We start from the raw sequence: 25,850 nt of genomic DNA on the forward strand, positions 1-25,850 counted from the left end.
ACTTATTGTTGGTAACGGTTTTTATGGTTTTGGTATTAGGTCAAAGATGTTGAGATGGCTTTGTTTTGACTTAAGCAGGCAGTTTTCGTTTAGCAGCATCTCATTAATGGAAGCTAGGCGGGCCACCTTGCTGCGCAGTTCCTCGATTTCCTCGCGTAGTTCACGATTCCTCTTACGCTGCGCAATGAGTTCCTGATGCTTCACATCCCGCAGCGCGCGACTAGCGCGTCCCTGAACGGTGCGAATGGCCTCAGCGATCTTCGGATAATGATTATGGATCAGCGCTGATGAAACGCCCGCCTCACGCGCCACCGCAGCAATGCTGACTTTAACTTCACCTGTGCGTGATCGATTTCGTTGGATACGGGCTAGCGCAAGTTGCAAATCCTTTTCGCGTGCATCAGCCGGTTTGCGCTTGATGGTCATTCGTCCTTTGTCTCCGGGTCGTACCCTAGTTGCACCAGCAAGTCCCGGTATCGCGCCTGATCGCGCAGAACACGCCGGCGGCCACCCTCACCAATATCTTTACATGCCAGCAACTCTTTTAAGTTTTCATAGAGCCGCTTGTAGATGCCGATATGCCCCTGAGCAATCACTGCGTTGTTGCAGTCAGTACAGCGACTCCGATCCAGGGTGTTGCCGATGCAGCCATCGTTATCTGCGGTACACCAGGCGTGACCGTTGCTGCGGATTGCCGTACTTTCGGCGATAGAGGACACCAATGTTTTATGATTCTCAAAAATGGCAAGGTTGTCCGGGTCCCGCTTCCACCGATGAATCGCCCGACCATATCCCCCCGCTAACGGCTCATTTCCCAACCAGGTGTTAACCACACTAAATTTGATATCTGCCAATTCGGACTGAATGTCATTGAATAGTTCGAAATCAAGGCGCAGGCTCCAACTCTCGTCGATTGCATAGCCCAATGTCATGTCCATTGTCCAATGTGCAAAGTGCTCACGTAGATAACGGAGATCGCCAAATTTGCTGTGAGCAACATAGTTGGCGAATTTTCTGCGAAACTGATGACTGGCGAGATTCCAATCAACACCACATTCGCGCGCGAATGTGCTGAGCCAATGGTTCCACCGACGGTGGCATAACGTCCGAACGCGATTGCCCCGCTTCGAATCCACCCCTATAAATAGAGCTCGGCGATGCTGTTGTGCCTTGGCGATCTCTGGATCAAGAGGATTGCTCCGGCGGCGAGATGCAATCTCATTGGCAAGCATGGTTTGATACGGTTGAGCCCAGCGTTCCATCAAACGTAAAACTCGCACCCCCACGTCCGGAATCATCCAATCGTGTAAACCAGCGTCTGTTTTATCGGAGCGGGATCTCATCCAATGAAAGATTGTCCCCTCATCATCTTCGGTACGGTGGTGTGCACCTATCTGCAGATAGGCCAACTCATGATTACGGCAACCCGAGATGCTAGCTAGAACGATATAGCACGCCGTTCGTAAACGTAAAAAGGCTACCTCAAATGCTTCAACTCCTCCTTCCCAGCCGAAAGAGGTAAGACATTCTGTTCTGGCTCGTAGAAGTGTGGATGCGGAGCGACTTTTTTGCGCTTTGACGGCGCCTATCAACGCGTCGCGAATATTAAGTAAATCCTTTCCACTCTCAATTGCCCGGTAGGCATTCTCAAACAAAATACAGAACACATCATCTGGAATTAGAGGTGTCTTGATTCCCCGTGATGCCTCTTGACCTCTGCCCGGCAACCCTGAGATTGCCAATGCTGAGCTATCAGCCCAAGGGTGCTCGCGGATTGGATCATGACTGTACTGACTCAACTCATAAAGCCATTCTATTGCATAAAGGCGTTTGAGCAGATATGAATTCGAAAGCGGCTTAGTATTACACCCGCTCACCGTTAGGGCTTTGCAGAACTCTACATATGCAGCGCAGACAGCTGGAGTGATCCCGCTGAAGCTATGGATTTTGAAGGCCGTTAAATATTCGAGAAACGGCAAGGTAACTTTAAAATAGCCGCGGATCGTACTACCCTTTGGTCGCTTCTGTCCCTTTAGCCCTCTTCGCAAGTAGCGGTACATCAATTCCTTCATTACTGGACGCAACTCAAGAGGCACCCGACGAAAATCGACGCACTCTTCGCTATCCGGCGTATTGCTGGTAAAACCGTCCAAGTTCCAGAGGTCATCACTATACCGACTTAAGATGAGCCAATGGCCATCGACCTTTAGGGCCTTCACGATCAGCGCGTCACGCTCGCGACACTCCAAATCGCGCACATCGGCCGGTTGCGCTGCGATACGTGCCGGCGACACAGTTGTCGCGATATACTCGTTCATGAAAATACCTCGAGCGTCTCTATGACATCGTAGGACCAAAACGGATGCGGCTCTTGCCGCGCACGTGTGCGAGCAGCATCGACGTCTCTTGCTTTGAAAACTCCACGGCGCAACCCCTCGGCAACGATATAGTCATCAATTAATCGAGGAATATGTGCATACTCCCGCGCCCAACGCGCCTTGCTCATGTGCGTACGCTCCGCAAATACGCGGTAGTAAAAGCTGAATAGTTTGTATAGGTCTTCCCCCGTCACGGCGTAATGTTTGCAACGTAGGCAGTTGAGAAATGACGTGCACACAGCCCCTTTCTGCTTCGGGGCAAACTCGCCATTTTCTGGATCGCCGCAGTGCCCCATTGGGCTGGAATGATATGTTGCGCCGATAGTGTGAGTTAGCAACTCCTGAACCAGGATTTCGCCCATGAACTGCCAGTTACGCATCGCCGTCTCGCCGGGAGCTAGATAGTTCCGACCAGCCACCTGTGGCGTATTACCCAGGGCAATGGCTGTACTAACTAGGTCCCCGCCCAACAACTCATAAATGCGATTAGCAAATGTTTTTCGCAAACGCGAGACGTTGACGCGCAACGGCATACCAACGCTATCCATGAGATTGTATTTTTTGACCAGCTTTTTGATCGCATTCCTTAGACTCCCATCCGTGAGCACCGTAACATCGCCAGTAGTTCGGCTAGCGCGCGAGATATATAACCACACACGCTCTTTTAGATCCTCCGGCGCAATGGCGCGCAAGGGTTCGCTAAGCTCCAGTACGCGCTTCATTATTCGCTCGACATTACCCCTGACAGTCGGCGTGGATTCCACCCCACGCACGCTGCCCTTCCGTAAGGCCACCTTGCTGGAGGTGTGCCCTCGGCGTTTCCACAAAACCAAGAACGAAGTACTGTCCTTGGGATGAGAAACTAAACAATTGCGCCCGAGTTCCAACAGCGGTGTGGTATTGCGACCGGTGTACAGTGCGACTATCAGCATTGCGCAGGCTAACAGGTCGGCAGTTAACTGCGCGTCTTCCCGCCAGATCGGCTGGACATCCTGTTTGAGGGCTTTGGAAAGGGCCTGTCTTTGCAACCGCGGTAACGACGTTTCCCCCTTGCTCTTACGATTGCTGTTCGGAAATGGGTTGGTGGGAAAAGTTGCGTCATCTCCCGTTCTCACTAAAATAATCAGCCCGCGTCGGCCCAACGCAGTCAGTACCGACTTCACCTCGGTGTAATACGCCTTCTGACTGACAGTAGTAATATCCTGTGCAGCAAGAAATCCAAGAAATCCGTCGATCAGTGCCCGATCAATGTCATTCAACGTCAGCTCACGCCCAAGCGCCGTCGCGCAAAGCACAAGGTAATCGAGCAAACGCTGTATGCCTCCATTGCAGTAGCCCACGATGGTACTCTGAGCAAGCTGACCGTCTTGGCCGGCCAGATAACGCTCGATCTGACGCTGACAGGCGTAGGTGATTGGATCAATGTCCAAACCGTACCATCGCGCGAAGTCGAAACTGCGAACACTTGAGGCATTGCGGCTAAAAGCAACGAGCGTGTTAGCTGGGGGGATTGCCTCCGGGAGAATAACGACACACCCTGCTGCGTCATGGCGATATTCGACTTGTGGGATAGAAAGGTCTGTTTTGTGGAAGAGCTTGCGCTTGCCCATCAGGCGGCTTCCAACTCATCGTTCAATTCATCCTCGTAGGCCAGTACTGCGTCGTCGGCCAACTCGTTAATCAAGTGCAGGTACACCATGGTCGTCTGGATCGAGCTATGACCCAACTGCCGCTGTATAAACACCAACGCCTTAATGCTTGCGCCACTCCGTTGAAGAGTCGAGAGAGTGTGTGTAGCGTATGTGTGGCGTAGCATGTGCGGATGAACTTTGATTGCCGCGCGCTTGCCGATTTTTCTAACGATGCGTTCGATACCTTTGCCGCTATCCGCAAAAGGCTCACCGAACTGGTTCAGAAACAGCGGCTTGTGCCTGTTGTCTGTTAACCAGGCTCGCTCACCGCGAACCTGCTCCACATAGCGGGACAACTCCGAAAAAAAGCGTGGACTGACGTGGATGGTGCGTCGCTTACTGCCCTTCGTGCGCATGCCACTGCCATCATAGGGATTGAGATGTATTTCAATGTTGCCCTCCCTTCGACTAGCCTTTTCCGAGTCGATGACGTAGGCAAGCGGAAACGTCGCAATTTCCTCTCGGCGCAAGCCGGTGTGCAGCCCGAATCGGATCATCATCCGGTGATGCGGGTTTTTTGCCGAGGCCAATAACACCCTGATCTGATCCATGCTGAGGAACTTCGGTAAAGTCCGGTGCGCGCGCGGCATGACGTCTTTAGTCTCAATCCCGCCACCGCGGGCAGCAATGTGAGCCAGAAACCCTGGCGCACGCTGGCCTACTCGCTCCTCATACTCGAATGGCAGCCGGGACACCCACCCCTGCAACAGTGCATAATCATAAAAACTGCAGACATAACTCAACCGTTGCCGCGTCGTCGATGGCGCCAACGCGCATTCCTCCTGGCAATAACCTCTGTAGCCCGCCACGAGAGTCTTGGCCTCGCCACGGTCTACATCGCGCCAGTCAAGGTCGTGCGCCTGGAGAAAACTGAAAAAGTCATACATTGCGCGCCCCGTGCTTGCCCACGATTTCCTGGATTCAATTTTTCCGTGCAACAGGTAGTGACGTATAAAGTCATTGACTGGGACGCAACTCTCCATCGTGTCCCATAGCAAGATCGGAAAGCCGGGATAGGGACGCCCGGCCATTAGCAAGTCTTCGGTAGCCCACACCAACTCCATTGGACTTCTCCAACTCTGAAGCAACTATTGGAACGGGCCAAGATGAACCGGGAAATGGATATTCCCAGAGTGCCGCCATTGCCAACATGGTTGAGTTTGGTTAGCGGTCTGCTCCGGGACTTAGCCCAGCAATTTCAGGTTGACACACGCGATTTGCGGCAGCCATGTATTCAGCAGCCGATGTGGGGCGGCTGCAAGCAATCGAGGTTAGCTTTATCGAAACGGTACATGAAAGTTGGATGCGCAAACAAGGCAGATCCGATGAATTGCATACATGCACTCGAACTGACTGTCGAAAATGTGCGATTGAATGTTACGCAAAACAAACAAACAAACAAACAAACAAACAAACAAAAGACTGCTCGCAGCGCTGGTCTATCTCTAGCTTGGGTGCAGCCGCCACCCGGAAGTCATCCCTACAGGCTTATTCATTTTCGGCCTTAGCACGTACCGCAAAATGAAAGCAGTAATGTTTTGATATGTTTGGCCACTCGGACTGTTCGAAATGCGTGCTACCTCATCGATACGACGGTAGCCTCCGATCTATGCTTGCCAACCTGCCCTTTTGATTATTTTTAGGTTGCTCATCATACGTTCCCTTCAAAACATCAAGATGCCGTGTATAGGTAAGATGACACATGGCATATGCACACTTGGCTGTTACGAAGATGTTTGGGGAATCATTAATCTTCAAAGACTGCCTAAGCACATTGACTTATCAAAAATAACTTCGCGAAATGTCCCATTGAACGGTTGCAAGCTGGCATCACCGACGAAGTAAGTCGTGCCATTTTCAACCTCGTACAAAAATCCTTCGAGGCCGTGCTGGGATAGCAATTCAATCTTACACAATGGTTCCATCCGTTGGCGACCAGACCGATTAATCTCTCCAGGGCTCACGAATTGGACGCTCCGAACCACCATCGCTTTAGTTTGCTGCGCGAGTAACGCACACAACGCACGTTCACCGACGACCATGAGCATGATTGGGAAACGTCGCCTTCCAGTTCGTTCCTCAATTAACACATTGAACCAGCGGAGATTCGCGTCGTACTCGACGCACATCCAGGTGCGAAAGGTCTCTCCCAGCAAAGGGACTAACGGTACTTCCGCCCACTCAAAGGTTCGAAACATCGATCGCCCTCCATAAATATCGCTATTGAGTATAGTTAATTTCTAGCGTGACGGGCTTCATCATTCCTTTTGCGAGTCGGGCAAATGGAACTGAAGGAAGCATTTGGAAAAGCCCTGCGCCAGACGCGTCTCACAAAGGGTTTGGCACAGGAAGCCCTTGCCCCGAGTCAGGCTTACGTCAGCGAGGTCGAAAATGGCCGTAAGAGCCCATCTATAGAGAAAGTTGATGAGTTAGCGACCGTTTTAGGAATCCACCCGGTCACGCTTTTCGCGCGCAGCTATCTTATTGACGACGGTGACCTTTCTAATTTATTAGAACGCGTAACTCGCGAGCTTCATGAACTCGAATGAACGAGTGTAAACGCCCTGTCGTCTTCATCACCAAGTCTCACCATACATCACCAGGTTATCCAATCCAGTTTCAATTCAGGAAAGGTTTGTAGAGCAAACCACTCAAATTATCAAAACGCCACGCACGGCCGTGATTCCTATGTCTGTCCGAGACAGTTGCACTCCGAAGCGTACATCCAGTTTGGCAATCTTCTCGGTCACGCGATTGGTAACACCCATACATTTAGCGCCGTTTGCAAAAATGGCGTCCCGTACCTGGACTACCTGCCGGGATGCCTGCTTATTCGGACTGTTTGGCAAGCACCAGTGCGGAGAGCGGGAGTCTGGCGCAGGCTTGACGATCATTGTGCAACCGGCTGCCAGTACCGCGTCTGCCTTGCGGGTATTCATCGCGCTTGGGAAGTTCCATGGCGTGATCGCAACCATCACCCTATAGACTGCAATTTCCTCAGCAACTGAGTGCCGGATAGACTGCCAGAAATGGTTACGCCGTAGCTGCGCCCGACGTCAGACGCGGATCATTTAAGAAATGCCAAGCCGGACGAAATCACACTCAATGACTCCGCCAGTGGCTTGCCCTGCTCCGCCATCATGATGACAGCCATGTTTTGAGCATGCTCATGCATGAGCACAGGCCATTTACGCAAAATCAATCCACACTGAAGAGGCAGCAGTTGCCCCCAACCGGAAAGTGCCGCATGGCGGCGTCAACAACGCGATCGGCCCAGACAGGACCGCAATGGTAACGTGCGGAGCTCCAATAGATCTTGTCGGTTATGGCGGTCGTCTAGCGTTATGTCTATGGACAGAAGCTTAGGGCCGCGAACCTATTCGAAAACGTCAAAAAGTTAATCTTGTATACACACTTACTGCGTTACGCCAAGAAATACGCTCTTTTTATGCAATCGCTCCTCATTCATAAAATATGGGCAGCTCTCATGTTTTTCGATGCGCAGACAGAAGGGCAAGTAGCGAAGCTGCAGCCTCCGATAGAAGCTTCCGCACAACACATCACTACAATAAATATATTTATTTAAATGATATACTTTATCTGAGCTAATTCTCATATATATCAAGCTAGGCAAATTTATTCAACGACATTAAATTGATAATTGAAATTGTCAACAATGATGCATATTTATTAGTAATTTCGATTATTATCAACCGCGATGAAGAGTGCAGACTCCAGCAAATGTCCCATGCGAACATTCGTTGTGGTGAGCTCCACTTCATCATCCTTTGGTTTTGCCGCCTGTTTTCAGGCGGCTTTTTTTTGCACGAAGGAATTTGCTAATAAGTGGAGTAATAGCCTGGGCGACAGAAAATATGAATTGCACGCTCGGTCAAATTTCTGTTTCTTCAGGCTGGAGAAGTTGTGGTTGATCAGAGGTGTTCTGATAAAGAAGAGCACCAAGAAATGCGAAACACTTCAGTCACTACGCCCACTTACCAGCGTTACAGCTTTCTGGGTGGCGATACTGCTGAGCGTGGCAAGTTTACGTACTTCGTCGGCGACGACCGCAAATCCACGTCCAGCCTCTCCGGCGCGGGCAGCTTCAATTGCAGCGTTGAGTGCCAGCAGATTGGTTTGATTGGCGATGCTTCGGATTGTAGATACAACGCCCGTCAGCTCTGTCAGTTTGTCCTCCAGCTCCCGGCGCTGAACTTCTTGAGCCGCGCGCAGATGCTGCTGCTCATGTTGGATATGGACATCTTCCAACGACCCGACAATTCTCAGGGGGCTGCCATCAGGAGTCCTACGGGTCTCCCCCCGAGCCCGGAACCAACGGTACTGACCCGTTTTCATACGTAGACGATAGGTGGCATCCAGCCGGATTTTACCCGTTCGATCATTGAGGTGCGCCAAAAGCAAATCGACGTTACTGGCGATTTCCTCCGGATGCATCAGACTGGTCATGCTCTCCTGGCGGGAAGGAAAGTCTTCCTCGCCTTCGAAACCGAGAAGCGTACGAAACTGCTGCGACCACCACACTTTGTTGTTCGGATTGAATGGATCCCCCCCAACGATCTCCATGTCCCATATACCATCACTGAGCAGTTCGCGGGACAGCTCGAAGCGCGTCAATACTTTCGACAACTCCTCCTCTCGCTTGCGTTCGACCCGGATGTCACGCAACAGTCCAAACAAACGAGATTTGCTACCAGACTTCACAACACTGGCTACACAACTGAACCAAGCGTCACCACCATCAGCCTTGGTCATTCGTATGTCGCGCTGGCCGCTACCTTGTTGGCGCAACAACATGGACAGCCAGCCTAAGAAATCCGGACGACTATCAGCTTCAATTCGGGCGAACCAGTCACTTGCGATTGCTTGTTGATCCAGACCAAGCAACTCTCCGAAACGAGTGGAACACCAAAAGGTGTTGTTGTCGTCGGTCAACTCGCGCTTTTCAGTCTCGATCTCCCACAACCCTTCCTGGCTGAGGCTATTGAAATGCACGAGTCGCGAGCTATCACGCGAACCCTGTTGTTGGACAGTAGCAACCATATGCGTAAGATCATTGCAGCGTGCAGTTTGAAGATCTAACTGCTCAATATAACTTTGCTCGCGACGATGCAAATTCAGCAACGCTCTGGAGGCACGGCTTGCGAGTGGATGCTCAAATTTAGCGAGCAAATCCTCATCCAACACTTGTCTTTCCAGAATACTTACCAGCTGCTCCAATATTTTATTAATTAACGCAACCTTACTCCAACCAAACATATACTACGCCCCCGTTAATTCCGTCTTTTCAAACATCGGTTAGATGTGTAGCAACATTTGCGCTTTCCGGAGGCGAAGCGCTGACCCAAGACACACGTAGATGCCTCAAGCACGCTATATCGCCGTATCAAATATTCTATTGAACTCTTGAAATTACAAACACGTGAGAGGTTATTCTATATATCCAGAACAAGTCTCGCACTCTTGGCACGAGAACAGCATGGAGTAAACTGGTCGTTTCGTAAGTGTTCCTCTTGAGTCATAAACATGTCTCTATGATCAGGCGTGCCCTCAAGCACTTTAGTGACACAAGTGCCACAAACCCCCTGCTCGCAAGAAACAGGTATCTCAACCCCATTTTCAGCCAGAACTTCTACGACGCTTTTGTCCGCGGCAATAACATACGTTTCCCCCGTGCTAGCGAGCATCACCTCGAATGCATCAGTGTCGCCAATCACTTGAGGCGCGGAAAAATACTCTTTATGTAAACTGCCTGCAGGCCAACCTTTTCCTTCAGCAGTTCCAAGGATGAAATCCATGAAACCTGTAGGTCCACAGACATAGAGATCAGTTCCAGGAGGAGGTACGGCCAACACTTTATCAGCGTTTAGCTTTTGCTCTTGTTCACCGTCATCGAAGTGAAAAAATACTCGATCAGAAAAGCTGGATTGACGCAGTTCATCAACAAACGCCGCTCGATCAGAGGCGCGCGCACAGTAATGCAGTTCGAAAGCGGCACTGGTTTTCGCCAGCCTTTGCGCCATACACAGGATCGGCGTAATGCCTATACCGCCTGCAAAAAGCATGGTGTATCGTGACTCATGGGCAAGCGGAAACAGGTTTCTTGGAGAGCTGATAAATAGTGTGTCACCTACGTCAAGCTCGTGCATGGACTGCGAACCACCACGAGAGGACGGATCCTTTAGCACGCCAATTCGATATTGATGCCTTTCATCGGGTGCGTTACATAGTGAATATTGACGCGTCAACCCTGCTTTGGTGTGCACGTCAATATGCGATCCTGCGCTGAAGGGCGGGAGTTCTTTGCCATCGACGCTGACAAGCTCGAAGCTATCGATATCAACAGCTTCACTTCTGCGAGATACAACGCGAACATTGATCATCCCTGCGCCCCCGAGACGCTTACCTTGCTATCCAGGTTCTGTTCATCTGCAATCATTTGGTCGAGTATTCGGCGTGCGCGAATTGCGCCAGCATCCCCGATGAGCAGGATTGGCTTCAGATCCCAGAACTCCTCATCCCCCATGCTTTTTTGTTGTGCTTCAAGCATCGGCAGATCTTCAGTTTCGAAAGGAACACGAAGACCCTGGATATACATTTTCGCCTTCCGCTCTCCCACATCCTCCAAGTATTTCGGGAAGCAAATCGAGAACCAGTAGTGCGTTGTCGTCTCTGTCTCCGGGGTAAAGAGGTGAACGGTTGGAACGGGACTTCCCTCTTCACGGCTTTTACCCGTAGGCGTCGCGCCGGTATTCAACAACAGTGTCGCAGGTGCATCCCAACGCACTTCCAGCCACCGATCCATAACTGTACCAGCGGGAAAATCAAAAACGTCATAGAGAAAATCCGGCATGATTTCTCCTTCTATAAACCGTTTGGACCATACAGTATTACCGTCCTGCTCAACCGTTGTGGTTGCACGCTTCACCGAGTCACTGCCCAGGGTGCTGGGGTGTAAATATTCGATGTGACTCAAGTCCATGATGTTATCGGTTTCCAGAACATAGTTCGCTCTGGCGTGCAGGTAATCGCGGCCAATATAATAATCGTCGGTATTCAACTCTTCGAAAATAGGAATATCGTCTGGGTTAGCCCGTTCTTCTGCCCCCATCCATATCCAGACAATACCGTAACGTTCAACAAGCTTATAACCTTTTATTTTGGCTGCTTTCGGTATCTTTCCATCGCCATGTGGATTGTGTACACACTCGCCCTTACCATTAAATTCAAGACCGTGGTAAGCACACCGCACGGAATCTCCAACGAGATGCCCCATATGTAATGGCGCAAAACGATGCGGACAACGATCACTGACACCTTGGGCGATACCTTCTAAGTTGCGAAAAAACAAGATATTTTGATTCAAAAGTTTACGCGGAAAGAGCTTCTCTTTCTCAATTTCGTAATCCCAGGCTGCTGGATACCAGGCGTTAAGCAGAAAAGTCATGTGGCGGCTCCCAAATTTTATATAAGTTGACAATAAGCTTGCTGCTTTAATGTTATGGATAATAACGCCTGCAAAGACGTCACTTCGCCAAACACACTCAGATATAGATCAATGCCTTAATTTTGGGATGACAATACACGATGATGGGAGTGGCCAAACGACAAGTAATGAGTTGCATAAAACACCGCCTATTATTGTTTTTTCTAGCTTTGCTTCGCGACAACAGGTGAACACGTAACAACCTTATCAAACTGGAAAATACAAGCGATTATTGTATTGATCAAACAGCTTGTATGAATACTTCACATTGACAAGGTGAATACCTGAAAGCTCGCCAATGCCAGCATATTTGGAAAAAAGCCGAAAGGAGGACGACTTCCCGCTCCTCCCCCCCAGTGCAATCCGGCGTGAGATCCTTATGTGTACTCACGCATTATCGAATTTTCCTGACTGTGTGATCTGACCTCGTCGACCTCCCTATCATAAGGGCCCGACACGGGCTCTGATTGTCGTTGAGTATCCGGGAGCAAAAAATGGGCCAGGGCCGGTAACAGTATCAACGCACCGAGCATATTCCATAAAAACATAAAGGCGAGCAGGACACCCATGTCTGCCTGAAATTTGATCGGCGAAAATACCCAAAGAAATACTGCACATGCCAAGGTAACCCCAGTCAGCATCACCACCTTACCGGTGAATAACAGAGCCTGAAAATAGGACTGCGACAGAGTATATCCTTCACGTCGATGGGCAATCATCACGCTCATCACATATAGCGCATAGTCGATCCCGATCCCAACACCCAAGGCAATTACCGGAAGGGTTGCGACTTTGATGCCCATACCTAGCGCAACCATTAGCGCTTCACATAAAACCGATGTGAGCATTAACGGCAGGATTGCACAAAGAGTAGCTCTCCAAGACCTGAATGTGATGAGGCAGAGGATCGTAACAGCAGCATAAACCCACAACAGCATTTCATGATTGGCGCGCTCCACAACCTGATTGGTAGCAGCCTCAAAGCCGGCACTTCCAGCCGCGAGCAGCGTTGTAGTTTGCGAATCGTTGGCAGAGTCCGCAAATGCCTCAACAACCCGCGTTACCGCCTTAAGAGTGCTAGCTTTATGATCACTTAGGTAAACAAAGATCGATAAAAGATTGCAATCCTGGTTGAAAACATCTCTGGGCATGTTGGTAGCGATTGCGTTCAACATACCCTGGTTATGACTTAGTTCGTACCATTTCGGATTGCCTTCGTTCATTCCAACGAGCGCAGTACGGCTTAAGCTTGCAAGGGAGCTCGTCGACTCAACACCAGGTATTTTATTCAGGCGCCATTCGAGCTCATCGACTTTTTTGAGTGTCTCATAACGAGTGCATTGGTTATTCGGCGTTTTGACCATAATCACCATGACATCGCTTGTAGCAGCATAGTGCTTGGTAATAAAGTCATTATCCAAATTGTAACGGGAATCGGGTCGCAATTCCGGCGCGCCGCGATCAAGATCTCCGATCTTTACATCCAGGCTAACCCAATAACCGGCACCCGCCAAAATAACCGAACAAATCAGCGTCGCACTGGCCCAGCGACGTTCTGTAAATCGATCAAGAAATACCCAAAGTGGATTTCGTGAAGCCGCAGTACCTTCGTCTTGCTGACAGCTGCGCAAAGCCGAGGATGAACTGACCCCGATGTAAGACAACAACACCGGAAGCAAAATTAGATTTGTGAAAATCAGCGTAGCGACACCGATACTCGCAACCATTGCAAGTTCACGGATGATCTGAATCTGAATGATGGTAAGCACACCGAAACCTACGGCATCACACAGCAATGCAGTGAGTCCGGTCAGAAACAATCTACGAAAGGTAAACCGTGCAGCAACCAGCCGATGAGTGCCACGGCCGATGTCCTGCATGATGCCATTCATTTTCTGGGCACCGTGACTGATACCAATCGCGAAGACCAAAAAGGGCACCAGCACTGAATACGGATCCAGTTGTAGCCCAATCAGCGGAAGAATTCCAAGTTGCCAAATGATTGCGACCATTGAGCAACCCAGGACCAACAGCGTGCTGCGTACGCAACGCGTATAGAGGAATAGCACGCCCCCTGTGATAACGATTGCCAGGATAAAGAAGAGTAAAATCTTCTGGAGCCCGTCGATCAGATCGCCGACGACTTTCGCAAAGCCGATAATGCGAATCTTTATATTATCGGTTTGATATTTACCACGTATCTGTTCAAGGCGACTGGATAGATGACGGTAATCGATTGCTTGTCCAGTTTGAGTATCCACCGCCAACAACGGAACATAGATAATGCTGGATTTTCCGTCCAGTCCGACCAGGCGTCCGATCTCACCCGAGTTATTGACGTTCGTATGCAGCTTGTTCAGGGAAGCGTTGGACCCATCATAGTCGTCAGGCATGACCGGTCCGCCGTCCAAGCCTTCTTCCGTGATGGCCATCCAGCGTGTAGAGGGCGTCCAGAGCGATTTCATGAATGGACGGTCAACCCCGGGAATCAGAAACACTTCATCACTGATCTGTTTCAACACTTCCAGATATTTCGCGTCATACACCGAACCGGAAGGATTCTCCACGGAAATGCGCAGTGAATTTCCTTGCCCGGCGAGCTCAGCCTTATTTTGCAGATAGTTGACAATATAAGGGTGGCCGCTGGGAATCATTTTCTCGAAGCTGGCATTAAGCCCAAGGTTTTTAAACTGGAAACCCAATATCACTGTCAGCAATACGCAAATCAGTATGACCACTGCACGGTTGTTGAAAATGGCCCGTTCTACGAAAGATCCTGATTTCGGATCAAATTGCTCGAGGGTGACCGGGTCATTCTCGATCTCTCCGGCAGCTGCATTATGTTGTTTCATTGGTTTACTTCCGTACTAGCACTGCCAGATAAGTTGAGAGACTTGGTCGAGATGCCACGAGGGCCCGCAGTAATAACGGTTCCGTTCGACAGGGTTTTGAAGCCACACAGTCCGTCATCCTGTGAAACCGATAGCGTTGAGAATTTATGCCCCGTAACGGACCGGAAAAAACCGCCGTTAGCGTTCGCTAAAATAACCGACCCATCTGGCATCGCTTCGCTAGCGACCCAACTTTGCTTCGTAGCCACTTCCACGGCGGCCCAAGTACTGCCGTTGTCGGTCGATCGGATGACCACGCCTTCAAGTCCGGCAACGTAGAGACTCTTGTCAGCAGCGGCGGCGATAGTAAAAAAGCTCCCTGAAAAATCGGTTTCCAGGCGGGAAAAATGATCGCCATCGTTGGTCGAACGAGCGATAAATCCTTGTTCCCCTACCAGGTAGATCCCGCCCTGCGCCTGCGCAATGGCATAGATGTGCAATTTTTGAGGGTTGTCCACGTGCCCCAACCAGGCCTTCCAGGTATGCCCTCCGTCATCGGTACGCAATACCACCCCATAAGCCCCTACGGCGTACCCGTGTAACTCATCTGTAAATAGCAGCGAAAACAACGGTTCACTTGATCCACTTTCGATCATTCGCTGAGCATTCGCTTGCAAATTCGCGGCGAGTTGGTGCTGTTCGTCGCTGACAGCTGTGTCTTTGATCCGCTGTGCCTCCGCCAGCGCGAGTTCGGAAACTTTCGAACCTTGAAGCACCGTCTTCCACGATCCACCAGCGTCCACACTGCTCAATAAGGTGCCCGCATGCCCAACAACCCAAACTTTATCAGCGTCGGTGAACACCACGTCAGTGAGCGTATCCTGCCCTGCATTCTCAGCAATGTGCCAGGTTGAACCACCGTCCTCGGATAGTGTGATAATCCCTCTTTCACCAACCCCGATAAGCTTCTTGCCATCAGAGCTTGCAACCGCCGTTAAATAATAACTTGGGGAGGCATTACTAATTGACGCAGCCTCTACAAGTCCGGCAACCGGAAATGTCCCGGCGAACGATAAAAAAAACGCAATAATACTGAAAAGTCTGCAGGTCACGATCAGCACCTAACGCGATGAGCACCACCGGCGCTGATCGCAAAATAATTAACGAACGCCTTCACTCGACAGCGAGTCAGCTGTAAAAAACGAGTTAGGCCAAGGAGCACGAAGTGTGATTTGATCCTGATGCCCACTCATGATGTTGTTCGCAAACCAACTGCCGCTTTGCAAATCGTAAACACCAAAGCTGCCGTTAATTGTCCCAGGAAGATCAGGGATGACTAAACTATGCATGTAGCCAGTCTTCCAGATTTTTCCATTCGCATCCCAGCTATCAGACAACACAGCCTGCCAGGTGTCTTCGTCGAGATAGAATCGACGCTTGGGCATGACGTGCCTCATACCAGGAGCGAGATCCGCTTCTACCACCCATACGCGGTGCAACTCCCACCGAACGTAATCCGGATTCAGGAAATTGGCGCCTAAAACATCAGCATCTTTGGTAGGCGACAGCCCCTTGTTGTTGTTATAAGGGACGAGCATTTCTTTCTTACCTACCAAATTCCACTTATAACGGGTCATCGGTCCTTCAAACATATAAACTTCGTCGAAATTCATCTGCCCGGAAGTAACAAACGATGGCGTATCGAACGCTGCGTTAGGTAACTTCCGTGTGCGGCGTTGCCCAGTCAGGTACTGCCATGTAGGACGGCCTTGAGCAACTTGATCGAGAGGATCCAGAGCCAGGATCGACTGCCCTGCTTGCAACGGTGGTGCAGTTGGTACGAGCTTCAGTTGGCGATAGATGCCATTAAAACTGTCTCGCCCGTCCTTCAGATAATAAGGAAACTGATAATAGCTACTGTTCGTGGAAGTCAACACGGTGCGGCCAGATGAAGTGCCGTTGTAAGCACTGAATTCAAAAGTCAAACTTTGGCCCTGCCACCGAAGCATGTGATTCCACATCGCCTCATTTCCGTTTTTCGGAATAGGAAACGGTATGCCACCATAAGCGCCTTCGACAGCGAAACCATCTTTAATCAGCTTCGCTTCAATGGCATTGCGCGCCGTATTGTCGTACACCCATTGAGGTGCTGCAGCTGTACGGTGAGTTGGATAAACATCGATTCGATAATCAGGATATTTAACAAACATCGCCTGCTGACCCTCGGTCAAGGTCGCCTTGTAATCCTGGTAGTTTTTCGCAGTTATGCTATATACAGGTTTTTCGTTCGCAAATGGATCGCTCCGTTTCCCACCTGATTTGTAATTGGCGTCTGGGGTTGTATAACCTCCAGTCCAGGCTGGAATTTTACCGTCCGGGCTCGCCGCACGTTCGCCGCCGAAGGGAGTTAACGTTGTATTCAGTTGAGCCGCTTCTTGTGGCGCAACGGCGGCATGTGCCGTGCCAATGAATGAGAAAATTAAACCGATAGCACCTACTGAACAGAGCTTCATTGAATATTCCTCAACTATTATTTTTGTGATTAATACTAGAATGCACGCTGTATAGAGAATGAAATGAAATCGCGATCCCGATAGGCATTATCGGAACTGTTGCCACTGCCGTAAAAGTGAGTGTAATTAAGCAAACCATTCCACGTATTGTCGTAAACGGCTCGCAGACCAATACTCATGTCGCCGCCACCGTCGGCATTATAATTGTTGAACGCAGGGTCGATTGGAGACTTACCGTGTGTGTAACCAACACCCATGGGTACAAACAAATCCAATCCAGGCGCAGCTTGGTAATAATTTGGCTCAAGAACAAACCTTGCACCCACAGCACTGTCGGTGAAATCCTTGGAGTCGAACTGTTCTTTATTATCTGTAACAGACAACAATCGGTGCCAAGCCAACTCGCCAACGAAGCTCGCCGACTCCCACAATGGGGTTCGAGGCACCAGGTAAATACTGGACAACTGTGCATGAACAGTACGGCCAAGCGCATGTGCATCACGGCTGTTGTCATCAACATCAACGAATACCGGCCCCAGCTTACGCAGAGGCATGTCGTAGCGAGTGGAAACTTCCCCGCCGAAGCTGGCGTCACCGACGCTGGTACTGAAGCTGGCGCCCAGCATTTTTACGCCTTCGGAGTAAACCTCGGAGAATTCGCCCACCTGCCCTGGCTGACCAAGGAAATTCTTTCCTTGATAGGCATAGATTTGAGGAAGTCGATTGTTGAAACGGATCGCATATAGCCCGTACTCGGTATTACCTTCAGCCGGGTTGAAGTTTAACGCTAAGCCGAACTGACCCGATTTACTGGCATCTTTCGACTTACCTCGATAGAGCGAAATGTTTCCATCAGCATCGCCAATGACCGGATTTTGGCCAACAATGATCCGTTTATTACCTTCCCCGACTACATCAGAGGTACTAAAAAATCCACCTGAAGGGGCTAAACGGGTTTTATCCCAATCCAGTTGATAAAACGCGGCCATGCTCACCGTATCGGAAAACTGAAATTGCATCGACAGTTGGTTGATCGGTTTGAACAGTTCAGCCGCTCTGGTGTTTGGAACCGAAAGCGCTTTCGCTGCGTCAATCGGCGCTTGTCCGTAAGCAATACCATTGGTTGGGAAAAACAGGCTTTGTCCCCACAAAAGTGTGTGCTTACCCAAGCGGAAAGATGTGTTATGACCGGCAATTTCTGAGCTGCCATATACGAAAGCGTCGAGCAATTCAGCTTTACGGCCAGCCAGCTCTTCTGTCTCATTGTCGAAATGGTCGCTCTGACCAAGATGATTGACCGTGGTGGAACTGTTGTCATTACTTTTGTTATAGACGCTGTCATACCAGGCAGCCCCGGTAACCCGGAAGCCGAACTGTTGATAGCTCATTCCTAACTCCGAGAAGAGGTCGAATCGATTGGACGCCAACCCTTTATTAAAATTTCTGTCCCCGTCATCCGCATTCACATCAGACGTCAATGAACTATCTTGCCCATGCAACCTGTAGGCACTGCTGTACTTTACGGTATTATCCCAATAACCTTTAACATCAGGGTTGTCGGTCGTAAATTGAAATGCCGATGCAACGGGAGCCATCAATGGCACAGAAATTAGCAATGATGAAAATTGGGCAGCACGAGCCAGGCTTTTATTATCAATACGCATGAGAAAATACCATTTTTATTTTATTTATTAGTACTGCATTACAGAGTGTTAGACGTAGGTCCTACATCTGCGATGTTGGCCTTCTAACTTCCTGTTAAACCTCTCCCCTCGCTACGACCCTTACGCTACAGTCATGCCATCCATTCGTTAAACGGTTTACATCAATGGAACGCATGGATGGCATGAATGCATCAGCCGCTGAATTCGCTGCCGCATTCAAGCCACAAGGAAGCGAAAACCTGGCTAGAAACCCACTTGATCCGCGCCTTTCAGGGCGAGCAGTGCCCGGGCTTCGTCAGGGGTTGCTACGTCTAGCGCCAGGCCTTCGATGATCTTCCTGACTCTGCGAACCTGATCTGCGTTTTCTCGAGCCAGTACGCCTTGTTGATCCCACAAGGAATCCTCCAGGCCAACCCTGACATTGCCTCCGTTAGCCGCAGCAATGGCCGCCGTAGGCATCTGCGCGCGCCCGGCACCCAGAACGGACCAAACGAAATCATCGCCAAACAAACGATCGGCGGTTCGTTTCATGTGAGCAACATCATCGGGATGCGGGCCGATGCCACCAAGAATGCCAAATACCGTCTGTACAAATAGCGGCGGAGTTACAAGCTTGCGGTCGAGAAAGTGCGCGAGATTATAGAGATGAGCAGTGTCATAGCACTCGAACTCAAAACGAGTGCCATTATCCGTACAGGATTGCAGGATATTTTCGATGTCTTTGAAAGTGTTCCGAAACACGGTATCGCGAGTGCTCTCCAAGTACTTCGCTTCCCAATCATGCTTGAACTCTTTGTAGCGTCCCAGCATTGGGAAAAGCCCAAAATTCATCGATCCCATATTCAAGGACGCCAATTCTGGTTTGAGTTGAAGCGCCGGCTGCAGTCGCTCATCGACGCCCATCGTCGGCGCGCCACCTGTAGTGATGTTGATAATGCCGTTGCACTGTTCTTTAATAGTGCCTACAAACTCGCGAAACAATGAAGTGTCTTGACTAGGTCGGCCGCTTAAAGGATCACGGGCATGAAGATGTACGATTGATGCGCCAGCCTGCACGGCGCCGATGGCAGCATTGGAGATTTGCCGCGCAGTGACAGGCAGGTGCTCGGACATGCTGGGTGTATGAACACCACCTGTAATAGCGCAGGTGATGATTACCTTACCCTTAATATTTTTCATAAGTTTTCCTATAGTGAAAGAGAACAGAAAAAAAAGACTTAATCATCCGTCTATTAACTTATATCTTTAGGAAACGTATTCTTTGAAAACATCACTAATCCAATCGACAATGTAATCTCGAGCGTTCGACATATTGTCGGCGCTACAATGTTCGACGCCACCTTCGCGCTCTGTGAAAATTTTCAGCTCACGCAAAGGGCTGTTTACAGCTTGTTCGTAAGATTGGTGGGCGTACTTGATATTTATTTGACGATCGTTACTGCCGTGTAGAACCAGGAATGGCACCGTAATCTTGTCCACGACGCCTTCCAACGTCACACGAGGCGCCATAGCCATGAAACTCTCCGTGCTCTCCTCTCCCCAGACCCACTTCACGTGCTCCCAATAGTGCGGTACAGGATTGGCGCCCTCGCGAGCCTGACGCTGTTTCTGTACTTCGCCCCAATTGTGGTTAGCCCCCCATGCAACACAAAGCTTGAAGCGCTTCTCAAAGGCAGCTGCACGGGGCGCGTAGTAACCGCCTAAAGACCATGCAGTAACGCCGATCTTTCCAGAGTCAACCTCGGGGCGGGTTTCCAAATAATCGACCACGGCACCGGCCCAATGCTCGCTTTCAACCACTGCAGTCAGCCCTTTGAGGCGAATAGCACCGCCCGCTCCAGGTTGATCAACAATAATGCTCGAAATGCCACGCTTTGCCAGTTGTTGGGCGATACCTGAGCCATAGATCATTTCCTTGAAGCTATCCAGCCCATTGAATAGCGCAACAACAGGGGCCTTACGCCCATCTACGCCTTCGGCCTTGACGAACAGTGCGGGCAAACTGGTCCCACGATAAGGAACCTCTACTGTTTCGCAGTTCTCATTGCCCAAGCTGATCTGCTTGACGAAATAATCGATACCACGCTTATAGGCTTCCTCACGCTGCGAGAAGTGTTGTGAGAGCATGCGTTCGGCGGTTAAATAGTAATTGGATGCACGCCCGTATTTCGCAGCGGCGCTTAATGTATGACCGGCGGCGAGGTCTTCAAGAGCGAGTTCAATCAAAGTGTTAGCCTGCTCACTCCAGGCTTCGTAGAAAGCGACACTGCTTTCATCATCACCCTGCTTCGAAACTTCAATGAGCCTGTGGCATATATTATGAACCTCGCCAAAATGGCCACCTGTGTTCAACGAAATATTCGTTGCCAAATTCCAGACATAATTGGTTGGGAAGTACTCTAACATCCTATCTCTCCAGAAATATTTGCGAGCAAACTGTCCGACGCTATGATCAAACTGCACACAAACCAACTCGCGCCACGGATCTGCTTGATAGGTGGCAGGAGCAGTTTGTGGTTTGGCATATGAATAAGAATGGCTAGCACCGGTTTAATCGACGCGCCATGGATTTCGATAACAATTGTGAATCATCACTTTTGTTCGAAAATTAATAAGGCCTCGCCAGATCTTGCAGGGCCCCAGCAAAAACCTGGCCAGGCTCGTGGCTAAGCGGCTCTCCAGCCCACTCTTGAAGTTCAGTCTTCACAAGTTTTGCGCAGGCATCCGAGACATTACGACACCGGGGCTGACGTCGCTCGTCGTAAACTTTTAGAGCCTCTTGGAGATCTTCGCTTTCATCCACCAGTTGCGCCAACAGAACCGCATCCTCAAGTGCCATCGACGCGCCTGCAGCAAGATGTGGGCTGGACGCATGGGCAGCATCCCCAATCAACACGACGCGTTCCCGGCACCAGGAACCTTCAACAAACAACTCTTCAATTGGCTTGTAAACGACCTGTGACGCGTCCTTCAACTCTTCAGCGAGTCGACCGACCAGGCCCGTATAATCGCTGAGTTGCTCACGCAATAATGTGTGTAATTGATCATTGGGTTTTCGTGGATTACCTGGTTCTGACGTCACCAGGAACAAATACATCAATTCTTCACTGAGCGGGACCAGTCCGACTTTATTATTTTTGCCGTAGTAGATGCCGCCCCAACGCATTTCCTTCGGACGAGCGGTGATAAACCGCCAAACCGCCTGGCCAACGAATTTAAGCTCAGTGTGTCCAAATACCAGATCGCGCACCTTGGAGTAAACCCCATCTGCGCCAACCACCAGATCGTAGGAGGCCTGTCGACCGTCGGTAAAAGTAACTAACGCAGATTCAACCGACTGATCAATGGACTCAACCGACGCTCCCAGCTGAATGGACACACCGAGATCAATGGCAGCCTCGGATAGCAAACTGTGGAGAATAGGTCGTGTAATCCCATTATTAGGAGGGCAATCAGAATTCTCAGCCTTCGGCGTTGGAACCTCGCCAAGAAGAACCCCATTGTTATCGAACAATTGCCAACCTTCAAAGGGCCATCCATTTTCGATGCATTGCTGCGCCAGGCCAATGTGAGAAAGGGCACGCAAAGCGTTGGAAGGCTGAATGATACCCACCCCTACAACGGTCCACTCTTTCTTGATTTCCACGAGGTCGACCTCGACCCCTTTTTGACGCATTGCAACTGCAGCCGCCAGACCACCGATGCCGCCACCGACGATAAGAGCTTTTTTGATACATCCCATGAGCCTGAACCCCTACATCAGGATGAGCCGAAGCGTGCCGGACCCATCGATTTTTGTATTTGTTCAGCCAAGTTATCGATGGCGATGGATCCTGATAAGTGGCTTTTATAAATGGCTCCGATGGATCTCATGAATACCTCGTGCGCAAGCCGGCGCACCTGCGGGGAACGAGGAATGATGGGTAGCGAGTCAGGCATCCATCTCATCAATCCGATGTATTTATCAAACCCACTCCAACAACGTGACTTACCACGGTAATGTCTGGTGCTAACTGCATTTAGTTCAGAGTGATCGAGACGAACAAGACGTCAACACGACCACTCGCACCCGCCAAGTGCGATGCAAATGCAAAAAAACTGACAAAAACAACAATCATATGGATGATTATAATGCCAATTATTGGAATTGAGTCACTAGTGTATGGCGTAGAAAACTTAAAAGAGTCAACGCGTTTTTTTGACGATTTCGGTTTGCCGCTATACTCCCAGGATGAACACTCCTCTGTATTCAAGTTGGAGGAAGGCTCTCGGATAATTCTGCGTCATATTGAGGATCCGCGGCTTCCACAATCCAAACTTGTTGGGTGCGGGGTACAGGAAACTGTTTGGGGGGTAGACACTCAGGATTCGCTGAGTGTCCTTACCAAGGGACTAGCAAGGGATCGAGATCTAACCATCGATGTAGATGGAACAGTTCACTTTTTGACCGACTGTGGACTGGCGATGGCTTTACGGCTATACCAGAAGAAGACGGTATTGACTGCGCCTGATGCCTTGAACTCTCCAGGACGAATTAATCGTCTGAACCAACATCGCAAATGGCGCTTGCGAGCACGTCCAAAGGTCCTCCAGCATGTCGTATTCGCTGTGGCCGATTTCGAAAAAACTTTCGAATTCATGCGCGAGCGCCTTGGCTTCAGACTATCCGACTATCAACGTACATTCGGTATCTACGCACGCGCTGATGGTTGCAATAATCATCACAACATTTTCTTCTTGAATGCCAGTTTGCCATTCGCGGGTAACGACGGTGCCGTTAGTTTCCACCATGCCAACTTTGGCGTAGAAGATATTGATGAAATGATGATCGGTGCGAATTATATGGAGCGCAAGGGGTGGGAAAAATCCCATTTTGGCCTAGGTCGCCATCGTATTGATTCGGGCTTATTTTATTACCTGCCATGTCCTGCCGGTGGTGAAGCTGAATATGGTGCAGATGCTGATTACGTAGATGACAACTGGATTCCACGAGACTGGGAAGAACCTATTTTTGGCTTCGCACATTATGTCCACAACCTGCCTCCATTTTTACAAGAAGAACCAGGCTGGGTCGTGAAATTCTTGGAAGATAGCGTGCCAAAAGTAAAACCAAAAGGCTGATCCCCCAGTTCGCTCATTCTGCTAATGAGGCAAGAGAATGCAAGTAACTGACAAAGTAATCATTATCACTGGCGGTTGCCAGGGTTTAGGCCGTTCCATGGCCGAGTATTTCGCCGGTAAAGGCGCGAAGCTGGCGCTGGTGGACCTGAACCAGGAAAAGCTCGACGACACCGTCGCCGCTTGCAAGGCAAAGGGAATCGAAGCCCGCGCCTACCTGTGCAACGTCGCCAATGAAGAGCAAGTGACCCACATGGTCGCCCAGGTTGCCGAGGACTTCGGGGCGATCCATGGCCTGATCAACAACGCCGGGATTCTGCGCGACGGTCTGCTGATCAAGGTCAAGGATGGCGAGATGACTAAGATGAGCCTGGCCCAGTGGCAGTCGGTCATCGACGTCAACCTGACCGGCGTATTCCTGTGCACCCGTGAAGTCGCGGCCAAAATGATTGAGCTGAACAACAGCGGCGCGATCATTAATATCTCGTCGATCTCCCGTGCCGGCAACGCCGGCCAGACCAACTACTCCGCCGCCAAGGCCGGTGTCGCCGCTGCTACTGTGACCTGGGCCAAGGAATTGGCACGCTACGGTATTCGTGTGGCTGGCATTGCCCCGGGGTTCATCGAAACCGAGATGACCCTGGGTATGAAGCCCGAAGCGCTGGAGAAAATGACCGTGGGGATTCCGCTCAAGCGCATGGGTAAACCGGAAGAGATCGCCCATTCAGCGGCGTACATCTTCGGGAACGATTACTACACCGGGCGGATTCTGGAAATGGATGGCGGGTTGCGGATCTGACCCTCAACAACCCGCCTTTGTATCGAGGGAACTTGCTCCCGTTTGGTGACGAAGCCACCCAAACCAGCCGACGCGTTTTACTGCTGAAAACGCGTCATTCGGGCATTCGATTGCTGCGCTGTGAACGGGAGCAAGCTCCATCGCTACAAAAACAGCCTCCCGACATTTGCGATCAACCGTCGATGATGGTGATGTTCGGAAAAGTCGATATCGCCGCCAAATTAAATGCTCATTACCTTTCAGTTATAGTACTCGCGACTCTACGCAACAGGTCCCGAAACCATACCGAAACCTGATCACTCTCAAAAGACTTATGATACTGGATCAACTCTCGAAAAACGGGGGTTTCTACAGGAAGGTCATAAATCGCGATTGGGAATGTCGTTCGATATAGATGTGCCAACTGATAGTGCACGGTCGCAATACGATTCGTTCCGACAACCAAGCTTGGCAAAAGACTAAAATACGGGCAAACAATTTCTATTCTGCGTACATCTCCATGCTTTTCTAAAAACCAGTCCTCAAACAACGTAGTGCGCCCATCACCGATTTGCGTCACAACATGCCCAAGCTTCTGATAATCCTCAAAGGTGACTTTACCTTGCAGCTCTGTATTTTCGTTCCAAGCGACGCAGCAAAACCTGTCTTCAAAAAGCGGTTCAGTCGGGTGGGATTTATGGGAAAAGTGGTCAGGGACGATTAAAAAATCAACCTCTCCCCTGTCCAGTTTTTCAAGATAGGTGCCATTTAGTAGTGTCATTCTAATCTTAACGTGGGGCGCTTCGAGTGCAACAGCCTTAACCACAGCAGGCATAAATGTACTACAAATATAATCAGAGACGATGAGCGAGATTTCGATAGTTGAAGTATAAATATCGAAATTTTCGCGTAGCTGGGTAACCGCCTGAATCCTGATAAGGATTGATTGCACTTCCGGAGCGAGACGTTCTCCAAGAGATGTAATCACCATTTTTCTTCCCGCGGGAACCAAAAGCTCATCCTGGAAATACTCTCTAAGGCGCGTCAGTGAGTTACTCATAGCGGACTGACTTAAAAAAACATGCTCTGCCGCTTTAGAAACACTTTTTTCACGCAGCAATGCATCGAGCGCTACAAGTTGGTTCAAATCAAGTCGGTTAAATCGCATGCCTGTGCCTCTTTTTATATTTTTCGCATGAATTGCTGGTATTCACAGAATCCATTTATATCGATTCAGGTTGAAGGGTACGCTTGATCTTGCCAATTTTCAATTTCTTAAGCCCGCGGATCAGCAATTATTGATAGAAAGATAGCGACGAAAACTCAGCGTCAAATTATTGCTATAAATCCTAGTGATGAAATACCAAATCGAC

The 25,850-nt window shown here is 50.0% G+C and carries 19 protein-coding genes and 3 pseudogenes; 3 read left to right on the forward strand and 19 right to left on the reverse strand.

The window, feature by feature from the left end:
- Positions 1–21 precede the first annotated feature (21 nt).
- The 5 genes from IB254_RS15725 to IB254_RS15745 form a co-directional block, all read right to left on the reverse strand.
- The gene (locus IB254_RS15725; protein ID WP_192417984.1) at positions 22–426 is read right to left on the reverse strand and encodes a TetR family transcriptional regulator; all 405 of its coding nucleotides are present in this window, start codon (positions 424–426) and stop codon (positions 22–24) included.
- Positions 423–2,318: an integrase gene (locus IB254_RS15730; protein WP_192417985.1), complete on the reverse strand. Its 1,896-nt coding sequence runs from the start codon at positions 2,316–2,318 to the stop codon at positions 423–425. The genes IB254_RS15725 and IB254_RS15730 overlap by 4 nt, the downstream gene beginning before the upstream one ends.
- On the reverse strand, positions 2,315–3,988 hold the full coding sequence (locus IB254_RS15735) for a hypothetical protein (protein WP_192417986.1): 1,674 nt from the start codon (positions 3,986–3,988) through the stop codon (positions 2,315–2,317). The genes IB254_RS15730 and IB254_RS15735 overlap by 4 nt, the downstream gene beginning before the upstream one ends.
- Positions 3,988–5,133, reverse strand: a complete 1,146-nt coding sequence (locus IB254_RS15740) for a tyrosine-type recombinase/integrase (protein ID WP_192417987.1) — start codon at positions 5,131–5,133, stop codon at positions 3,988–3,990. Before IB254_RS15740 ends, IB254_RS15735 begins: the two co-directional genes overlap by 1 nt.
- A gap of 690 nt (positions 5,134–5,823) precedes the next feature.
- Positions 5,824–6,267 (reverse strand): hypothetical protein, encoded by a 444-nt coding sequence (locus IB254_RS15745; protein ID WP_192417988.1) that lies wholly within the window; start codon positions 6,265–6,267, stop codon positions 5,824–5,826.
- 84 nt (positions 6,268–6,351) lie between these two features.
- Between IB254_RS15745 and IB254_RS15750 the strand changes: the two genes are divergently transcribed.
- Positions 6,352–6,618 (forward strand): helix-turn-helix domain-containing protein, encoded by a 267-nt coding sequence (locus IB254_RS15750; protein ID WP_192417989.1) that lies wholly within the window; start codon positions 6,352–6,354, stop codon positions 6,616–6,618.
- Positions 6,619–6,720: 102 nt separating this feature from the next.
- Here IB254_RS15750 and IB254_RS29860 read toward each other — a convergent pair whose 3' ends face one another.
- The 13 genes and pseudogenes from IB254_RS29860 to IB254_RS15810 form a co-directional block, all read right to left on the reverse strand.
- Positions 6,721–7,044 (reverse strand): aldehyde dehydrogenase family protein, encoded by a 324-nt coding sequence (locus tag IB254_RS29860; RefSeq protein WP_192417990.1) that lies wholly within the window; start codon positions 7,042–7,044, stop codon positions 6,721–6,723.
- Positions 7,045–7,136: 92 nt separating this feature from the next.
- Positions 7,137–7,304 (reverse strand): annotated as a pseudogene (locus tag IB254_RS29865) (NAD-dependent succinate-semialdehyde dehydrogenase); the annotation flags it as partial.
- 761 nt (positions 7,305–8,065) lie between these two features.
- Positions 8,066–8,338 (reverse strand): annotated as a pseudogene (locus tag IB254_RS29870) (methyl-accepting chemotaxis protein); the annotation flags it as partial.
- Between the two features lie 12 nt (positions 8,339–8,350).
- Positions 8,351–9,346, reverse strand: a pseudogene (locus tag IB254_RS15765) (PAS domain-containing protein); the annotation flags it as partial.
- Between the two features lie 176 nt (positions 9,347–9,522).
- On the reverse strand, positions 9,523–10,470 hold the full coding sequence (locus tag IB254_RS15770) for a PDR/VanB family oxidoreductase (RefSeq protein WP_192417992.1): 948 nt from the start codon (positions 10,468–10,470) through the stop codon (positions 9,523–9,525).
- Entirely contained in the window at positions 10,467–11,534 is a 1,068-nt protein-coding gene (locus IB254_RS15775) for an aromatic ring-hydroxylating dioxygenase subunit alpha (protein WP_192417993.1), read from the reverse strand. The genes IB254_RS15770 and IB254_RS15775 overlap by 4 nt, the downstream gene beginning before the upstream one ends.
- A 416-nt stretch (positions 11,535–11,950) precedes the next feature.
- The gene (locus IB254_RS15780; protein WP_192417994.1) at positions 11,951–14,425 is read right to left on the reverse strand and encodes an efflux RND transporter permease subunit; all 2,475 of its coding nucleotides are present in this window, start codon (positions 14,423–14,425) and stop codon (positions 11,951–11,953) included.
- A complete protein-coding gene (locus tag IB254_RS29760; RefSeq protein ID WP_192417995.1) occupies positions 14,422–15,516 on the reverse strand; it encodes a WD40/YVTN/BNR-like repeat-containing protein in 1,095 nt (364 codons plus the stop codon). Before IB254_RS29760 ends, IB254_RS15780 begins: the two co-directional genes overlap by 4 nt.
- A 48-nt stretch (positions 15,517–15,564) precedes the next feature.
- Positions 15,565–16,917, reverse strand: coding sequence for a DUF1329 domain-containing protein (locus IB254_RS15790; RefSeq protein WP_192417996.1), 1,353 nt, complete (start codon positions 16,915–16,917; stop codon positions 15,565–15,567).
- Positions 16,918–16,952: 35 nt separating this feature from the next.
- Positions 16,953–18,581, reverse strand: a complete 1,629-nt coding sequence (locus IB254_RS15795) for a DUF1302 domain-containing protein (protein WP_192417997.1) — start codon at positions 18,579–18,581, stop codon at positions 16,953–16,955.
- Between the two features lie 243 nt (positions 18,582–18,824).
- Entirely contained in the window at positions 18,825–19,760 is a 936-nt protein-coding gene (locus IB254_RS15800) for a 3-keto-5-aminohexanoate cleavage protein (protein ID WP_192417998.1), read from the reverse strand.
- 66 nt (positions 19,761–19,826) lie between these two features.
- Complete coding sequence (locus IB254_RS15805) at positions 19,827–20,987, reverse strand: alpha/beta hydrolase family protein (RefSeq protein WP_192417999.1); 1,161 nt, start codon at positions 20,985–20,987, stop codon at positions 19,827–19,829.
- A gap of 202 nt (positions 20,988–21,189) precedes the next feature.
- Positions 21,190–22,323 (reverse strand): FAD-dependent monooxygenase, encoded by a 1,134-nt coding sequence (locus IB254_RS15810; RefSeq protein WP_192418000.1) that lies wholly within the window; start codon positions 22,321–22,323, stop codon positions 21,190–21,192.
- Positions 22,324–22,712: 389 nt separating this feature from the next.
- On the opposite strand from IB254_RS15810, the gene IB254_RS15815 reads away from it, so the two are divergent.
- Both IB254_RS15815 and IB254_RS15820 read left to right on the forward strand, forming a co-directional pair.
- Complete coding sequence (locus IB254_RS15815) at positions 22,713–23,702, forward strand: VOC family protein (RefSeq protein ID WP_192418001.1); 990 nt, start codon at positions 22,713–22,715, stop codon at positions 23,700–23,702.
- A 37-nt stretch (positions 23,703–23,739) separates the two neighbouring features.
- Positions 23,740–24,498: an SDR family oxidoreductase gene (locus IB254_RS15820; RefSeq protein ID WP_192418002.1), complete on the forward strand. Its 759-nt coding sequence runs from the start codon at positions 23,740–23,742 to the stop codon at positions 24,496–24,498.
- A gap of 232 nt (positions 24,499–24,730) precedes the next feature.
- Here the strand turns inward: IB254_RS15820 and IB254_RS15825 are convergent, their stop codons facing one another.
- A complete protein-coding gene (locus IB254_RS15825) occupies positions 24,731–25,645 on the reverse strand; it encodes a LysR family transcriptional regulator (RefSeq protein ID WP_192418003.1) in 915 nt (304 codons plus the stop codon).
- Positions 25,646–25,850: the final 205 nt, after the last annotated feature.

It is taken from the genome of Pseudomonas sp. PDM03 (assembly GCF_014852385.1).
In the GTDB taxonomy this organism is placed as follows: Bacteria; Pseudomonadota; Gammaproteobacteria; order Pseudomonadales; family Pseudomonadaceae; genus Aquipseudomonas; species Aquipseudomonas migulae.

Excerpts from the sequence above, each read along its gene's own strand:
- IB254_RS15725 (WP_192417984.1), bottom strand. The coding sequence starts at position 426 with ATGACCATCAAGCGCAAACCGGCTGATGCACGCGAAAAGGATTTGCAA.
- IB254_RS15730 (WP_192417985.1), bottom strand. The coding sequence starts at position 2,318 with ATGAACGAGTATATCGCGACAACTGTGTCGCCGGCACGTATCGCAGCG.
- IB254_RS15735 (WP_192417986.1), bottom strand. The coding sequence starts at position 3,988 with ATGGGCAAGCGCAAGCTCTTCCACAAAACAGACCTTTCTATCCCACAA.
- IB254_RS15740 (WP_192417987.1), bottom strand. The coding sequence starts at position 5,133 with ATGGAGTTGGTGTGGGCTACCGAAGACTTGCTAATGGCCGGGCGTCCC.
- IB254_RS15745 (WP_192417988.1), bottom strand. The coding sequence starts at position 6,267 with ATGTTTCGAACCTTTGAGTGGGCGGAAGTACCGTTAGTCCCTTTGCTG.
- IB254_RS15750 (WP_192417989.1), top strand. The coding sequence starts at position 6,352 with ATGGAACTGAAGGAAGCATTTGGAAAAGCCCTGCGCCAGACGCGTCTC.
- IB254_RS29860 (WP_192417990.1), bottom strand. The coding sequence starts at position 7,044 with ATGGTTGCGATCACGCCATGGAACTTCCCAAGCGCGATGAATACCCGC.
- IB254_RS15770 (WP_192417992.1), bottom strand. The coding sequence starts at position 10,470 with ATGATCAATGTTCGCGTTGTATCTCGCAGAAGTGAAGCTGTTGATATC.
- IB254_RS15775 (WP_192417993.1), bottom strand. The coding sequence starts at position 11,534 with ATGACTTTTCTGCTTAACGCCTGGTATCCAGCAGCCTGGGATTACGAA.
- IB254_RS15780 (WP_192417994.1), bottom strand. The coding sequence starts at position 14,425 with ATGAAACAACATAATGCAGCTGCCGGAGAGATCGAGAATGACCCGGTC.
- IB254_RS15790 (WP_192417996.1), bottom strand. The coding sequence starts at position 16,917 with ATGAAGCTCTGTTCAGTAGGTGCTATCGGTTTAATTTTCTCATTCATT.
- IB254_RS15795 (WP_192417997.1), bottom strand. The coding sequence starts at position 18,581 with ATGCGTATTGATAATAAAAGCCTGGCTCGTGCTGCCCAATTTTCATCA.
- IB254_RS15800 (WP_192417998.1), bottom strand. The coding sequence starts at position 19,760 with ATGAAAAATATTAAGGGTAAGGTAATCATCACCTGCGCTATTACAGGT.
- IB254_RS15805 (WP_192417999.1), bottom strand. The coding sequence starts at position 20,987 with ATGTTAGAGTACTTCCCAACCAATTATGTCTGGAATTTGGCAACGAAT.
- IB254_RS15810 (WP_192418000.1), bottom strand. The coding sequence starts at position 22,323 with ATGGGATGTATCAAAAAAGCTCTTATCGTCGGTGGCGGCATCGGTGGT.
- IB254_RS15815 (WP_192418001.1), top strand. The coding sequence starts at position 22,713 with ATGCCAATTATTGGAATTGAGTCACTAGTGTATGGCGTAGAAAACTTA.
- IB254_RS15820 (WP_192418002.1), top strand. The coding sequence starts at position 23,740 with ATGCAAGTAACTGACAAAGTAATCATTATCACTGGCGGTTGCCAGGGT.
- IB254_RS15825 (WP_192418003.1), bottom strand. The coding sequence starts at position 25,645 with ATGCGATTTAACCGACTTGATTTGAACCAACTTGTAGCGCTCGATGCA.